The organism is Cecembia sp. (assembly GCF_007126775.1).
Taxonomy (GTDB): domain Bacteria; phylum Bacteroidota; class Bacteroidia; order Cytophagales; family Cyclobacteriaceae; genus Cecembia.
In genome coordinates this window covers 1-15,643 of record NZ_SLAP01000234.1, presented here as the reverse complement: position 1 = coordinate 15,643, position 15,643 = coordinate 1, and the positions used below count along the sequence as shown (strand labels likewise).

Genomic DNA, 15,643 nt, shown 5'->3' with positions numbered 1-15,643 from the left:
CTTTACTTTTGACATGTATGCTTTTGCTTGGAGCAATAAGTATATATGCTCAAACGCAAACAGTTACAGGCCGGGTGGTATCGGAAGATGAGCCAGATGGGATTCCCGGTGTAAATATACTGGTCAAGGGTACCGGTATAGGAACTGCAACAGATATCGATGGGAGATTTTCTATAGGTGTCACTTCAGCAGATGATGTTTTGGTGTTCTCATTTATTGGTTACAACACCCAGGAAATAAGGGTTGCCAATAGGTCAGAGATATCGGTAACCATGGTTGCTGATACCAGGGCGCTTGGAGAGGTGATTGTAGTAGGTTATGGAGAACAGGACAGGCGAACCCTGACGAGTGCAATTTCTTCTATCAAGGGGAAAGATGTAGAGAATATACCGATTGTTTCGCCTGATCAGTTTTTACAAGGTAGGGCTCCGGGAGTTGTAGTTAATTCTGAATCTGGTGAACCTGGTGGTGGTATGAATATCCGAATCAGGGGTACTACGTCCATCACGGGAAATTCAGATCCGCTGTATGTTATTGATGGTGTGCCAATTATTTCGGATAATTTAGCGGCAACAACCTTTGGTCAACCTACAAATCCACTGGCAGATTTGAACCCGGCTGATATTGAATCCATGGAAATCTTGAAAGATGCCTCAGCAACAGCCATTTTTGGTGCAAGGGCAGCCAATGGCGTGGTATTGATTACCACAAAAAGAGGACAATCAGGTAAACCTGTGGTGAATATCAATATGTATGCGGGTATTTCAGAACCTTGGAGAAATCCAAATGAAATTAGGGTAGATGGCCCTACTTTTGAAAGGCTCCAAAATGAAGCCAGCCGAAACAATTGGATAGATAGGAATGGTTCGCTAGATGCACTAAATCCTTCAGGACAACCATATAATGCGCCTTTTCCAAATCCTGATGGAGCGATAGATACCAACTGGCTGGATGAGATATTCCAAACAGGTTCCATTAGGAATCTTGATGCTTCTGTAGCTGGAGGTGATGAAAAAATAAAATACTTTGTATCTGCCAATAATTTTTTCCAAGAAGGTCTCGTAAGACCAGCTGATTTTGAAAGAAGCAGTGCCAGAATGAACTTGGATTTTATGGTGACTCCAAGGTTGAAAATTGGGACCAGTGCTACCTACTCTGTGAATACAAGAAATAGGGCGCTCAATGGAAATGCCATTGCAGGGGCACTTTCTACGGCCTTTTTCTACCCAAGTAACTTTCCCATCTTCAATGATGACGGTACTTACTTCAGGCCTTTCTGGGAAAATCCTGTTGCTGTAGCAAATGAGACGGATTACCTAATGAAAACTACCCGTATAATTGGTAGTGTGTATGCAGATTGGGAAATTACCGACGGTCTGGTTTTTAGAAGTACCTGGAGTATTGACAATAACCTGGTGGAAGAGGATAGGTATTTCAATACTTTCCTAGCTGCTGGGGCTGCGCTTAATGGTTCGGCACAGTCTTTTGTAACCAGAAGTAATAACTGGATCAATGAAAATGTATTGACTTATCAAAAGAATTTCGGGAGCAATAACATCAATGTACTTCTTGGAAATACCCTTCAGGAAAACCAATTCCTGAGAACTCAGGCATTTGGTCAAGGCTTTCCTTCAAATTCCTTTAAAAGAATTGAATCTGCTGCAGTCAAAAATGCAAGCAGTACCGGTACTTCTTGGGGCATCGCCTCATTCTTTACCCGAATAAATTATGGATACAAAGGAAAATACCTATTTACTGCCAATATGCGTGCTGATGCTTCTTCAAGATTTGGTGCGGATAATAGATGGGGTTATTTCCCTTCCATTGCCGGTGCTTGGAGAATAGTGGATGAAAGCTTTATGGAAGCTATCAGGGGTACAGTTTCTGATATGAAAATTAGAGCCAGTTATGGTATTACAGGAAACCAAGGTGGAATTGGAGATTTCCAGGCATTAGGACTTTGGGGTGGTATGAGAGGTGGTCTTAATTTGGGTGGCGTAGGACAGCCAACAGGCCCTGCATCTTATGTAGACGCTCCTGGTATTGCTCCCAACCAATTGGCCAATCCTGACTTGAGATGGGAAACCACTGCTCAATTCAATGTTGGCTTGGATGTTGGCTTATGGAACGATAGGCTAACTTTGACCTTTGATTATTATGACAAACAAACCAGAGATCTCTTATTAAATGTTCCAGTTCCGAAGTCATTGGGCTTTAGTATTCTTACGCAAAACTTTGGAGAAATGCAAAACCGCGGTTTTGAGTTAGGAATTAACGCTTCCATAATTGAAAAGCAGGATTTTACATGGAATGCCAATTTTAATGTATCCAGGAACAACAACCTTGTTACCCGTTTGGCCTTCCCATTCTCCACTTTTACTCGTGATTATGTAAGGGTTGAGGAAGGATATCCTTTGAATTCATTTTGGGTGCATGTTCAGGAAGGAGTTGATCCTCAGACAGGAGATATTATCTGGGATACCATGGGGGATGAAGAATTTAATCCAAACATCCACAGACAAATATTTGGTTCTGCTATCCCAAGATACGTAGGAGGTTTCACCAATATGGTTAACTACAAAAATTGGGATTTGATGGTGTTTTTCCAATTTAGTGAAGGTGGTGATATTTTGAATTATGGCAGGTTCTTTTTTGAGCATGGAGGAGAAAGAGCTACGGGTTACACTACCCAACAATTGGACAGATGGCAACAGCCAGGAGATATTACTGATGTTCCAAGAATGGCCTCAAGAAACTATAGTGCTAATTTGAGACCTTCCAGACATGTGGAAGATGGATCATTCCTAAGATTGAAAAACTTAAGTTTGGGATATACCATTCCATCTCCAATTTCCTCAAGAGTCGGTATAGGAAGAGCGCGTATTTATGGCATGGCCCAAAACCTGATTACTTGGACCAATTATACAGGTCTGGATCCGGAAGTAAGTACAAGTCCCTCAAATTTGGTATCAGGTGTAGATATAGCGGTTATGCCACAACCAAGAACCTATACTCTCGGTGTAAACTTAACTTTCTAAAGCTATGAAGATGAATAATAAGATATATAAAGGAATAGCGGCAGGACTTCTAGTGCTGTCCGGTCTGGGGATAAGTTGCAATGTACTTGATCAAGATCCTCAATTTCAGATTGCAACCAGTGAAGCATTCTCAAATCCTGTGAATGCAGAAGCGGCCTTAAATGGTCTATATAATGAAGCACAATTGGTGTATAACTGGAGGACCCAAACTTTGGGAGAATTGGCTTCGGATTTAGTCCAGTCAATTGATACCTGGGATAATTTCAATGTGATTGATGAATTCAGTCAGACACCAGATAATACGGAAATTGATGATTTGTATACACAAATATACAGAACCATTGATTTAGCGAATAATATCATTGCTTTTGCACCGGATGTACCCGGTTTGTCAACGGATAGAAAAAATGATATGCTTGGCCAAGCGTATGCCTTTAGAGGTATGATGTATTTTGAGTTGGTGAAATATTTTGGCGGAATACCTGGAAAGTATGGAGAACTTGGAGTAATTATAGAAACAGCACCTTCAATTGGTGTCGGTGAGGATGCCTTTAAAGAAAGGGCAAGCTTGGAAGCCACTTGGAATCAAGTACGAGAAGATCTTGAATTGGGTGAGAGTTTATTGCCTGCTTCCAGAGCTAGCAATTTCCTATCCAGATCCCGTTTAACAAAACCAGCGGCAACAGCCATGTTGGCCAGGTATTACCTTTATCTTGATAACTGGGCACAGGCAGAAACCAAAGCTTCAGAAGTGATCAGTCAAGCTTCTTTTGAGCTTGTGGAGCCTTTTTCTGATATATTCAGAACTGACTTCTCTGCTGAATCAATTTTTGAAATGCATTACAACGTGGTGGATTTCAGTGGTTTTAGGCAATGGTATTTTCCCGCGAGTTTGGCAGGTAGGGGAGGTTTGAGTTTTCACATGCCCTTTGCAGATGAATTGCTTGCCAGACAGGGTGTTGACTCAAGAAGTGAACTGATAGCGCTGAATCCTGCATTTGGAGGTGTATATTATTCTACCAAATTTGATGAAATTCAGAACGCAAGTAATGTTCCAGTATTGAGGATTGCTGAACTGTACCTGATCAGAGCAGAAGCTCGGGCCAACCAAAATAATATCGCTGGTGGGTTATCAGATCTCAATGCAGTGAGGAATAGAGCGGGTTTAGCTGATGCCACTGCAGGTAGTTCCAATGAGTTGATAGACCTAATCTTGGATGAGAGAAGGTTTGAGTTTGCAATTGAAGGACACCGATTCTTTGATATGACAAGGACCGATAGGGCTATCACGGAATTCACCAATATTCCCAGGACTACCGGTGCAAGTACTTATGCAATAGGAGATAGAGGAAGGTATATTTTCCCTATTCCTAACTCAGAGATTTTCACCAACAACAATATGGTTCAAAACCCCGCTTATCGTTAGTGATAAGATTGATATGATTAGTTAAATAGTAGCCTGCATGCTCTTATTTTGAGCTGCAGGCTCTTTTGATTTGCACATGATAATTCTGCTTCAACTTCAGCCAATTTTCACTTGAAGTTGAGGAGAAGGATCACAGCATTTTTTATCTTAATTATTGGCCAATCTCAAAAATGGCAAAAGTGTTGCTTAGCCTAAAAGATATTTTTTTTAGCCAAATTGATATGAGGGTCGGATCTATTTTGCGCAATCATTTGGTATGATCGATAATATCTCCTTTTATCTTGCTAAAAAGGAGTTAAAGCCGTGCAGAATTCAACTGAATGAATCTCTCAATGCCTTAACTCCTTAATGGTTCCATTTCACAAATCTGCATTACACCTTCCGAAATCTCTAACCTCTTACCTATGGAAGGCAGCTCGTTTTTCGCCTCATCCTACCAGTACTTTGCCGGCTTATCCTTTGGGGGAATGGTCTTCAGGATAAACTGTCTTACATCCTCGTTGGAGTTGGCCAGATCTTCTGCCCTCAGGTACATCATATGACCACTTCTATAACCTTTGAAGCTCATTCTATCCTGTAATTTACCCGCAGGATCCATCTGCCACATGTTGTACTTGGCATTGAAATAATCCGTGCCACCATCATAGTAACCGGATTGGGTCATCACGTGTAAGTAAGGATTTTGCAACATGGCCTGAGCCAACTGCATCCCAGTATTATCATTGCTCCTATCCCAAGGACGAACAGGACCGAATAGGTAATAAGTCAAGTCGGTATCGTACTTCAAAACGTTTTTGGCATAATAATTCATCGCTGGGGAAAAGGCATGGTTCCATGCTGTCAGTGCCGGATCGTAATCTCTAACCTCTCCAGCATCGGTCTGGTCAATGCCCCTGTAACGGCTGTCCAATCTTCCAACAGTCAGTCCTTTATCACGCATCAATTCCTTCCAGTAGAAACTGGTCGGTACTGCCAATGCAAAATTTAGAAAAACCTCCTCTTTGATGCCTGAATAATAGGCCATCTTCTTGGCAATGGCTTTTCTTTCTGCCTCAGGAAGTGAACCGCCTTTGGCTATTGCAGGAAGTACTACATCTAAAGTGTATTTTTCCACCTCAGGCAAGATCTCATCTAAATCTTTGGACTGCAGGTCTGCAGGTAATACCTCATGGTACCAAGCAGTAGCAGCAAAATAAGGTAGGTAATTGGCTTTGGCTACAGGTCCGCTTCTGTCCAGACCAAGGCCGGTTGGAGATACCAAAATGACTCCGTTCAGGTACATCCAATGGGAATTTTGAAGCTCATTGGCAAGCCCAGAAACCCTGGTTGTACCATAACTTTCACCGATCAGGTATTTTGGAGATGGCCACCGGTTTTGTCGGGTCACAAAGGTCTTTACCCAATCTGCTAAATATTTGATATCTGCATTCACCCCAAAAAAAGTGGATCGGGGAGTTTCCTTATCAACAATCCTGGAATAGCCTGTATTTACGGGATCGATATAGATAATATCTGCCACATCCAATATAGAATGCGGGTTTTGTTTTACACCGTAAGGCTGCAATGGATAGCCTTCATCGTCGATGTTGAGCACATAAGGGCCTGTATAGGCCAAGTGCATCCACAGGGAGCCTGAACCAGGACCTCCGTTAAAAGAAAACACCAAAGGACGGGTACTCTTGTCGGTCACATCAGTTCTTTCATAATAAGTATAAAAAAGGGTGGCAATAGGTTCTCCATCCTCATTCCATACCGGCATGGTACCGGCAGTAGCTTTGTAAGGAACAGGGTTGCCCTTGATCGTAGCATTGCCTGTTGTTACCGAGGTAGATTCCACTTTCACCTCTCTTTTTTCCTGAGCATACAGGGTAGTAAAGACGCAGGCCATGATCATTAAACTCAATAGCTTTTTTTTCATTTTTTTGGGTTTTATTAATCAATAATTAAGCTATTGTAATTTACTCATTCCCTTTTCCACGAAATAGTAATATTGTTTGAATCGAAGTATAGCTTTATAAATGGAACAAGATTATAAGTAGCTATGTCAATATTTAAGAAGCTACTTAAAACCAATCATCCTGCATATCCAAAGTAGGCATATCTGCAGCCATTAGTCTTTTACCCAGTCCATCCATTTTGACCAATTCATATTCAAAGAAATAGCGCAAACATATGATTTTACCTTGGTAAAATGAAGTTTCAGCAACTCCCTTATCCAATTGCTTTTGTACAGTTATGCCCTGTTTCAACCATTGCCAAGCAATGGTCAGGATTCCTGTGTATTCCAAAAATAGGGTAGCATCTGCAAGATAGGCTTCAGGGTTTTTCCCTGCTTTTGTAAACAAATAACCTACTGTTTGTTGGGCTCTTTGCAGGTATTTTTCCAGTTTTTCCCCATGGCTTGTGATCGCTGGCATATCTTTGGCCTGAAGAATGGTTTTTGAAATTTCCCTGACAAAAAGTTTTAAAGCCTTTCCTTCCTGCATGGTGGCTTTCCGCCCCAGCAAATCCATTCCATGAATACCCGTAGTACCTTCATGAATAGGGTGAATGCGGGCTTCACGATAATACTGCTCTACAGGAAAATCGGTCGTGTAACCAGCACCACCCAGCACCTGAACTGCTGTTGAGGTAGTCAGACAACACATTTCAGAAGGATAGCTTTTTGCAATAGGGGTCAAAAAATCGAGTAGAAGGAATGCTTCCTCCTTTTCTTTTCCATCACCTACATGGGCAATATCCCCCAATTTGCTGCAATACAAAAGTAAAGACAAAGCACCTTCAGTGATAGACTTTTGGAAAAGTAACATCCGCTTCACATCTGCATGTTGTATAATAGGGATTTGAGGTTGTGAAGGGTCTTTGTCGCCTATTTTCCTTCCTTGTGGCCTTTCTTTGGCATAAGCTAAGGAAGCATAATAAGCTGCCGTCCCGATGGCAGCGGCATTCATCCCAACACCAACACGTGCTTCATTCATCATTTGGAACATGTAAGCCAATCCTTTATTGGCTTCACCCACCAGAAAGCCCTCACAAGCATCATTGGAACCGATCATCAAATGGGCAATAGGAGCTCCTTTATATCCCATTTTATGATAAATGCCTTCTGTCAATACATCATTGGGCCTACCATCAGGAACCCTTTTTTGAGGGACAATAAATAAGGAGATGCCCTTGACACCAACAGGCGCTCCCTTAATTCGGGCCAACATCAGATGGATGATATTTTCGCAAGCATCATGGTCTCCACAAGAAATGTATATTTTTTGTCCCTTGATTTTATAAACCCCTTCAATTTCAGTTGGAATGGCCATTGTGCTTAGATCAGATAAAGAAGAACCTGCATCTGGTTCGGTCAAGGCCATGGTGCCCTGCCATTTTCCCGAATACATATTCGGGGTAAATTTATCAATCAAGTTTTTGCCCCCAAAAGTCCGGATAAGATTGGCTGCTCCCGTAGTAAGAAAAGGATAAACTGATGCGGAATAATTTGCTGCTTGAAAAATAAATCCTGCAGCCATATGCAAGGTATTGGGGAGTTGCTGTCCTCCCTCCACATAAGGAAAGGTGGCATTGATCCAGCCATCGGCTCCAAATTGTTGGATGATCTTTTTCATCCCTTTATGTACCTGGATTTTGCCATTTACTAATTGCGGTTCATTCCTATCCATTTCAGTAAGCAAAGGATGTAGTGAATTTTCAGCAATCTTTTCAGCAGCTTCCAATACCATATGAAAGGTCTCATTAGAATGGTCTTCGAAATAATTCAGTTGGGTAAGTTCCAATATTTGTAGGTTTTCAAATAATTGGAATTCAAGGTCTCTTTTGGAATAAAATGGCATAATAAATCAATCTTTATGCTAATGATAAGCAGAACTTACCGAATAATAAAAAGAAAACTTAACCTAGGGTTAGAAAAGACTACTATTGGGAACAAGTTCAACCTATTCCAATTTTAATCTCTCATCTTCTATTGCACTATTAAAACCTTCTTTAAATGCCGCAACAATTTCATCCCAGTTATAAATGGTATCAAAAAGGAACATGGCAAAATCCCTAGGAAAAAGAAAGCGATGTCTTTTTTGGTGATTTTCATATTCATGGCACACTTAATTTGAAATGGAACAGTTAATCATTACCCAATCAAACTATTAAATTAAAAAAAAATCCACCTAAACAGCAAGTTTAAATTTGATGTTATTCTATCCGGTTATTAAAGGTCAAATCAGTTTTCTATTCTTTATGGTTTTATTGCTTCATTTATAAAGTGCTGATGGCTTGATCCAAATGCCTCTTTTCATGCGCAACCATAATATCCAAGGCTTTAGAAAGGTTGTAAACAATTAATTTATTGGCGGGGGAGTGTATCACTGCTTCTTTTTCTAGACAAGGTTGTAGCCTGTCTATCCACTGCTTGAGGACTTCTTGTTGCTGAAGGAATTTTTCCACAATATCCTCTTCTTTTTCCAGGCCTTTGGGCTCCCAAAGGGGGAAGGTTTTCACTTTTTTCTTACCCCCATCCGATACGGATGCGTAAATCATATTCCCAAAAATATTTCTGAAAAAGGCGATTTTACCTATAAAAGTTTGATGAAGATTTCCTTTTTCCAGCCTGCTAAAAATAGGAAAATAACTTTCATTGACTTGGATGAGGTGTTGCAGGTTTTCAGCAATGCTCCATTTTTCTGGATCAGGTTTGGCATAAAGCTTTTCTTTGCTCAATGTTCCGAAACTTTCCTGCACTTCGACATTTATCTTCTCTAATGCTTCTATCCACTCCATCACTTCTAAATTTCTTTTTTTGAAATAACAAATTTCTGAATTTCCATTGAATTACTGCTGTAAATCGTTTGAAATTTAGCTTCTTCTATAAAATGATTATACCATTAACATAATTAAACAATGCAAAATGTATTTAATTGTAGAGTTTTGAACTGTGCAAGCTTATACCAACATTATCTTTTTATTATTTATTCTTTATTTATCCAATGTTAATGTATATGCTCAGAAAACCATAGAAGCATATAAAATGCAACCTGGAGAAAGTATTGAACTGGATGGTCATACCCAGGAAGCTTTTTGGCAAAAAGCCGCTGTCATCAGTGATTTCTACCAACAGGAACCTGTGCCAGGAAATCCCGCATCTGAACGCACTGAAATAAGGATTGCCTATGATACAGAAAACCTCTATATCAGTGCACAGTTTTTTGATTCGGAGCCTGATAAAATAAAAGCTTTTCAAAGAAAGCGGGATGCAGTTCTAGATACCGATGATAGGTTTGTATTCATTTTGGATACCTATAATGACCAACGTTCCGCATTTTATTTTGAAATTAACCCTCTGGGCTTGATGGGAGATGGAATTTTGAGGGTTGGACAAGGAACCTCCATCAACCGATCTTGGGATGGAATTTGGAGGGCATGGGTAGCCAAAACCCCGGAGGGCTGGATGACTGAAATCCGCATACCTTTTATGACCTTGAATTTTGATCCCAACAACGATACCTGGGGTATCAATTTTTTACGGACTATCCGAAGAAAAAATGAGGATGTGTTATGGTCAGGATTTCAAAGAAATCAGGGTATTCAAAGACCTCAGGATGCGGGAAAGCTTGTAGGATTGAAAGATATCAATCAGGGTATAGGATTGGAAGCTATACCTTATGCTATCGGTACCCAAGTAAGGCAACGGGAAAACTTGGAAAGTCCCAAAACAGCCGAGTTCAACCATAATTTTGGTGGTGAACTGAATTACAACATTACGCCTAATCTTAAAGCTGGCATCACCATCAATACCGACTTTGCAGAAACAGAGGTGGATGACAGGCAGATCAATCTTACAAGATTTCCACTTTTCTTTCCAGAAAGAAGGGCCTTTTTTTTAGAAGGAGCCAATATATTTTTATTTGCACCTTCCAGTAATCCTAACCCTTATTTCAGTAGAAGGATAGGCTTACAGGAGGGATTACCTATCCCAATAAGGTATGGAGGCAGGATGATTGGCAGGGTAAAAGATACCGATATTGGTTTTTTACATGTCAATACAGCTGCCCAAGGAGAAAGACAAGCTGAAAATTTCACCGTGGGTAGGGTAGTTCAAAATATTTCAGAGGAAAGTACCATTGGCGTAATTTATACCAGAAGAGATACTGAGGGAGACAGTTTACCTCTTCGGGAAACCCTGGGTATGGATCTCAGCTTGAATACCTCCAAATTTTTGGGTAATAAAAACCTGCAATTTGAAGCTTTTTTTGTGGGACATACACCGAATTTTTTCGGTGATGAAAGTACAGTTTGGGACAGATCGGTGAGGGGTGGAAGAATCAATTTTCCTAATGAGCCCTGGATGGCTCATATGTCATACAGGGAGTTTGGTGTAAATTATGATCCTGCAACTGGTTTTGCCCCCAGGGTTGGCTTTCGTCGCTTACAGCCTTCCATTAGCTTTAGCCCTTTATGGAAAAATAGTGGGCTTATACGGGAATTGAGTTGGCAATATTATTTCGAGTACCTCATGGAAATGGATTGGAGACCGGCAACTGTAAACCATCGCATCAGGTTTTTAGGTTTAAGGTTTGAATCAGGAGATATCTTACAGTTTCAGGCCAATTATAATTATGAATTTTTGGATAGGCCTTTTGATATCTTAAGGGATGGTGAATATGTGATTGATGTGGGTGATTATTACAATTTGGGATATACTATCACAGCCCAATCGGCGCCTTTTAGAAAAATCGGCGGTTCTCTTGTGTATTCAAGAAATGGTTTTTGGACTGGTACAGAGACCAATATTACCGCTGACTTATTTATGCGTCCTATCATAGGCCTTAACCTTACGGCTTCTTGGATTCACTCCCAAGTGCGGTTGGCAGAAGGTAATTTTGATACCCATATTATCCGTTTGATTTCAGGCTATGATTTTTCGCCATGGGTTTCTGTCAATTTTAATGTTCAATATGATAATATCACTAGATTTTTGGGTACCAATAGCAGATTTACCTGGGTAATTGATCCAGGGAATACTTTTTTCATCGTCTATAACCACAATTGGTTTAGATTGACGGATCGATTTCTCTCCATCGAAGACAGGACCAATATCAAACTGGCATATACATTTAGGTTTTAGTGATGTTCTTCGGCTAAAGCTTTCAAAACCTGCATTAAGTAGGGACCTGTATTTTTTCCCAATGACATACTGGTCAGATAAGGCGCGTGTGGCAAAGTTTGATCCTCGAAATAGTCGGGTTTGACAATATAGCCCAGTGCATCCTGTCCTAATCCTAGAACAAATTGAGGGCCTTCGGGCATCATGGCTTTGGTATGAAGCCCATAAATAGGAGCCGTTTCTCCCGGATGCGAAGCAAAATTGGCTTCCCCAATTGAAAACCATACCACTTCAGTCTCCACAACCTCTGTAATGGTTCTTTGGATTATCCCTCCAGCTGCCAACTGCCTCCAAGCTTCGTTTTCGACAGGCAGATTGATTTTTTTACTGCGAAATGACAAGTAATTTGATTTTAAACTTTCCCCTTCTTTCAATGCTGAAATCGCCGCATTGGCTAAGCCTGATCCCCTTTGGAGTACTTCTTCATAAGATATGCCCTTATCAATAGGTTGTATCCATCCACCGATAGCCCCCTGTAGGTAGAGATGTTCTCCACCGAGTTGCTTTTCCATTTCTTGGTAAAATCCTGCCACATAGTCCGCTGAAACTTCATTATAAACGGCATCAAGATAGGTAGGATGACAGGCAAAATTGGTCAGAGACAAGATATTTTGCCCCTTATCATTGAGAAACTGCAGTATGGTAACCGAACGGTCTATTTCTTCTTCACAGATATTGGCTACCCAATCATGACCATATTCTGTGCTCGCATATCTGACAGCGGTATTTTCCAGTTTGGAAGCTGCAGTTAGGATTTGTTCAGCCGCAATTTTGACCAAAAAATCCATATATACAGAATCCACCCCACTTTGTGTAAAATCTTCACCCCATAATCCCACCACATCCGGTCCGGAATGGGTATGGGTGGAACTTATGACGATATTTTCGGAAGAAAAGGGGATACCTAAGTCCATTGTGCCAATTTTTTCCCTGATTTTCAACAGATCCTGATAAAGTAAGCCAATGCAGTCAACGGTTACTAAGGCAAAACTTTCATTGCCGTCATAAAAGACCGCTGTCTTAACGTACAAACTGTCCAAAATCCCGGTAAACTTCCTGTTTTGTTTATCCCCTGCGATAAATGCGCTCATAGGGGGATTTATAACCGCTTTTGATACCCCCACTTGGAGATTTTGGACTTCCTCTTTTTTCTGACCACAAGAAAGAAGTAAAAGAAAAAGAATAATGGAGTATAAGTAGCTCTTCATTTGGTGGTATAGAATTGGATTAAGTTATCTATTAGATCCACAACTTGTCCTAAATATTAAATTCGCAGAATGAGGGCACAAGATGTCATTTCCTTCTCTGCAAATGCCATGTTTTAAGTGCTCAAGATGCCTTCAATAGCTTCCAGTTCTTCTTTGGAAAAACGGATATTGTTCAAAGCTTTTACATTGTCCGCCAGTTGCTCGGATTTACTTACCCCTACCAGCACAGTGGTTACCCTTTCGTCTTTTAGTAACCATGCAATAGCCATTTGAGCCAGACTTTGCTCTCGGTTTTTGGCGATTTCGTTCAGGGCCTTCACCTTGTTGATTACTTCATCCGAAATTTGTTCTTCTTTCAGGTAACGTCCATCTTTTGCTACCCTGCTGTCTTCCGGAATGCCTTTTAGGTATTTGTCCGTCAAAACTCCCTGCTCAAGTGGTGAAAAAGCAATGGAACCGATGCCTTCATCGCCAAGGACGTCAAGCAAACCATTTTCTACCCAGCGGTCAAACATGCTGTATCGGGGTTGGTGAATCAAAAGCGGCGTGCCCATTTCCTTCAATAGCTGAGAGGCCCTAAGGGTATCCTCAGCGGAATATTGGGATATGCCGACATACAAAGCTTTTCCCGAGCGGACGATATGGTCCAAAGCACCCATGGTTTCCTCTAATGGTGTTTCCGGATCAGGTCTATGGTGGTAAAAAATATCCACATAATCCAATCCCATTCTTTTTAAACTCTGGTCAAGAGACGAAATGAGGTACTTTCTGGAACCAAGGTTACCATAAGGACCTGGCCACATGTCCCAGCCGGCTTTAGTTGAAATAATCAGTTCATCCCTGTATGACCTAAAATCCATTTCCATGATCCTTCCAAAATTCTCTTCAGCAGAACCATAAGGAGGTCCATAATTATTGGCCAGGTCAAAATGGGTAATGCCATAATCGAAAGCCTGCCTTAATATGCTTCTGGCATTTTTGAAATCTGCATTGTGCCCAAAGTTGTGCCAGAGACCTAATGAAATCTGGGGCAATAAAATGCCACTTTGCCCACAGCGGCGAAAAGGCATTTTATCATAGCGGGCTTCATTGGCTACAAAAGGGGGTAAAGGTTGGTGGTCGTTGATGCGCATAGGTTATTTAGGTTTAAGCTTTGAATTTAAACAATGATTCAGGAAGAATAAACCCATCCATCATATTCTTTCTCAGAGTAAGAAAATACCGCCTACTACTGATACGGCAGCAATAGTAAATACTACCAAAATAGGTTTCCAGGCATATTGGATCCAATCTTTATAAGAAATCCCTGCTGCAGCTAAGATAGCCATTAAGGCGCCATTGCTAGGAGTTACCAGGTCCATTATTCCTGCCCCATATTGGTAAGCCAGCACCGCTACCTGGCTGGGCATCCCTATTAAGTCAGCAACAGGGGTCAACAGGGGCATGGTCAGTACTGCCTGCCCAGAGGTACTTGGAACAGGAATGTGTAGAATTGCCTGCGAAATCAACATTCCGAAAGCCGAAAGGCCTAAGGGTAAGCTTTCCAAGGGTTGGAAAAGCGCATAGATAATCGTGTCAATAATCTGACCCTCCTGAAGCACCAAATAAATACTCCGTGCAAGACCCACAATAATCCCTGCAAAAACAAGCTCAGCAAACCCCTCTGCATAGGCTTTGGCAGTGCCATTTATACCCAAATTTCCGATTACTCCGACCAGCAATCCCATTGCAAAAAATATCGCCGACATTTCGTTATAATCCCAGTTCCAATTGGTCAGACCATAAATCATTACCCCGAAAGTCAATCCAACCAAAAACAAGATGAAACTATGGGATCTCGACATTTTTTCCGGAATTTTTTCTGCCTCCATTGACTCAGCATTAGGATCTTTTCCTGTTCTGATGATATAAATAATCCACAGCAGAAGAGCGATAAACAAAAACACGGTTCTATAAACCCAAGCCGAAAACAAGGGGATTTCAGCCACTTTTTGGGCTATGATCACTCCAAATGGATTGGTAGGGCCAAAGGCAGCACCAATTATAGCACAGCCTAAACTAAGGCCAACTATGGAAACTTTAGAATAACCTATTTTTCTACTTAAGATCATTAGGACAGGCACCATGGCAATGATTTCTTCCTGTAATCCGTTCAGGGCACCAGCTGTGGCAAATAAAATTCCAATGAGGATCAAAAGATAGGATTTGGAGTTTCTAAAACGATGAATCAAGGATTCCAAACCTGTCTGAAAAGCCCCTGTTTTGTCAACCACATAAAATGCCCCTCCGATAATAAGAATTAAAACCACCACCTCAACTCCCTCAATAATTCCTTCAGGCACACTGAGGAACATTTTCCCTATACTGACAGGTTTGTTTTCAGTTGTTTGATAACTTCCCTGGATCACCACTTCACGGCCAGTATCTTCATCCAAAACCCTGTTAAAAGAACCTGCCGGAATAACATAGGTAAAAATAGTTGCAAGGCCTACAAAGGCCAGCATGATAACCATAGGGTGGGGGAAGGAGAGTTTTTTCATAAGGTTGGCTTAAGACAAGCAAAATAAATCATATTTTGATTTATTAGCCTGAATAGAATTCATTTTTAAGTCTTGCCTTTTTGCTCCTTAAAGTGAAATCAATATTTTCAGCGCAAATTTCACTTTTATCATGGATCGATCAAAAGCTATTTTGTCCGTAAAGAAAACTAATTACAAATTTATGATTTTCAATAAATTGCATCTATATTGAATAAGCAATTTAAAATAGATTTAACCCTATTTGAACGATGATTTTTAACCTGATT

Annotated in this window: 9 protein-coding genes; 3 read left to right on the top strand and 6 right to left on the bottom strand. The window is 40.8% G+C overall.

Annotated elements, in window-relative coordinates; genetic code table 11:
- Together QZT73_RS15520 and QZT73_RS15515 are read left to right on the top strand one after the other, a co-directional pair.
- Window positions 1-3,038 (top strand): TonB-dependent receptor (locus tag QZT73_RS15520; RefSeq protein ID WP_291789116.1); only part of this gene is annotated, 3,038 nt, incomplete at its 5' end.
- A 10-nt stretch (window positions 3,039-3,048) separates the two neighbouring features.
- Window positions 3,049-4,464, top strand: a complete 1,416-nt coding sequence (locus QZT73_RS15515) for a RagB/SusD family nutrient uptake outer membrane protein (protein ID WP_291789113.1) — start codon at window positions 3,049-3,051, stop codon at window positions 4,462-4,464.
- Between the two features lie 433 nt (window positions 4,465-4,897).
- Here QZT73_RS15515 and QZT73_RS15510 read toward each other — a convergent pair whose 3' ends face one another.
- From QZT73_RS15510 to QZT73_RS15500, 3 genes are all read right to left on the bottom strand, one after another.
- Entirely contained in the window at window positions 4,898-6,382 is a 1,485-nt protein-coding gene (locus QZT73_RS15510) for a carboxypeptidase (RefSeq protein ID WP_291785072.1), read from the bottom strand.
- A 145-nt stretch (window positions 6,383-6,527) separates the two neighbouring features.
- Window positions 6,528-8,306 carry an acyl-CoA dehydrogenase gene (locus tag QZT73_RS15505; RefSeq protein WP_291785074.1) on the bottom strand — a complete coding sequence of 593 codons (1,779 nt, stop codon included), beginning with the start codon at window positions 8,304-8,306 and terminating at the stop codon, window positions 6,528-6,530.
- 418 nt (window positions 8,307-8,724) lie between these two features.
- Window positions 8,725-9,246 (bottom strand): DinB family protein, encoded by a 522-nt coding sequence (locus tag QZT73_RS15500; RefSeq protein ID WP_291785077.1) that lies wholly within the window; start codon window positions 9,244-9,246, stop codon window positions 8,725-8,727.
- Window positions 9,247-9,400: 154 nt separating this feature from the next.
- On the opposite strand from QZT73_RS15500, the gene QZT73_RS15495 reads away from it, so the two are divergent.
- Window positions 9,401-11,590 carry a DUF5916 domain-containing protein gene (locus tag QZT73_RS15495; protein ID WP_291789111.1) on the top strand — a complete coding sequence of 730 codons (2,190 nt, stop codon included), beginning with the start codon at window positions 9,401-9,403 and terminating at the stop codon, window positions 11,588-11,590.
- Here QZT73_RS15495 and QZT73_RS15490 read toward each other — a convergent pair.
- The 3 genes from QZT73_RS15490 to QZT73_RS15480 form a co-directional block, all read right to left on the bottom strand.
- A complete protein-coding gene (locus QZT73_RS15490; RefSeq protein WP_291789110.1) occupies window positions 11,587-12,837 on the bottom strand; it encodes a neutral/alkaline non-lysosomal ceramidase N-terminal domain-containing protein in 1,251 nt (416 codons plus the stop codon). The genes QZT73_RS15495 and QZT73_RS15490 overlap by 4 nt on opposite strands.
- Window positions 12,838-12,950: 113 nt before the next feature.
- Complete coding sequence (mgrA, locus tag QZT73_RS15485; protein WP_291789109.1) at window positions 12,951-13,970, bottom strand: L-glyceraldehyde 3-phosphate reductase; 1,020 nt, start codon at window positions 13,968-13,970, stop codon at window positions 12,951-12,953.
- 72 nt (window positions 13,971-14,042) lie between these two features.
- Window positions 14,043-15,377 carry a TIGR00366 family protein gene (locus QZT73_RS15480; protein WP_291783916.1) on the bottom strand — a complete coding sequence of 445 codons (1,335 nt, stop codon included), beginning with the start codon at window positions 15,375-15,377 and terminating at the stop codon, window positions 14,043-14,045.
- Window positions 15,378-15,643: the final 266 nt, after the last annotated feature.

Bases quoted from the DNA above. Each gene is read 5' to 3' on its own strand.
- QZT73_RS15515 (WP_291789113.1), top strand. From the start codon at position 3,049: ATGAATAATAAGATATATAAAGGAATAGCGGCAGGACTTCTAGTGCTG.
- QZT73_RS15510 (WP_291785072.1), bottom strand. From the start codon at position 6,382: ATGAAAAAAAAGCTATTGAGTTTAATGATCATGGCCTGCGTCTTTACT.
- QZT73_RS15505 (WP_291785074.1), bottom strand. From the start codon at position 8,306: ATGCCATTTTATTCCAAAAGAGACCTTGAATTCCAATTATTTGAAAAC.
- QZT73_RS15500 (WP_291785077.1), bottom strand. From the start codon at position 9,246: ATGGAGTGGATAGAAGCATTAGAGAAGATAAATGTCGAAGTGCAGGAA.
- QZT73_RS15490 (WP_291789110.1), bottom strand. From the start codon at position 12,837: ATGAAGAGCTACTTATACTCCATTATTCTTTTTCTTTTACTTCTTTCT.
- mgrA (WP_291789109.1), bottom strand. From the start codon at position 13,970: ATGCGCATCAACGACCACCAACCTTTACCCCCTTTTGTAGCCAATGAA.
- QZT73_RS15480 (WP_291783916.1), bottom strand. From the start codon at position 15,377: ATGAAAAAACTCTCCTTCCCCCACCCTATGGTTATCATGCTGGCCTTT.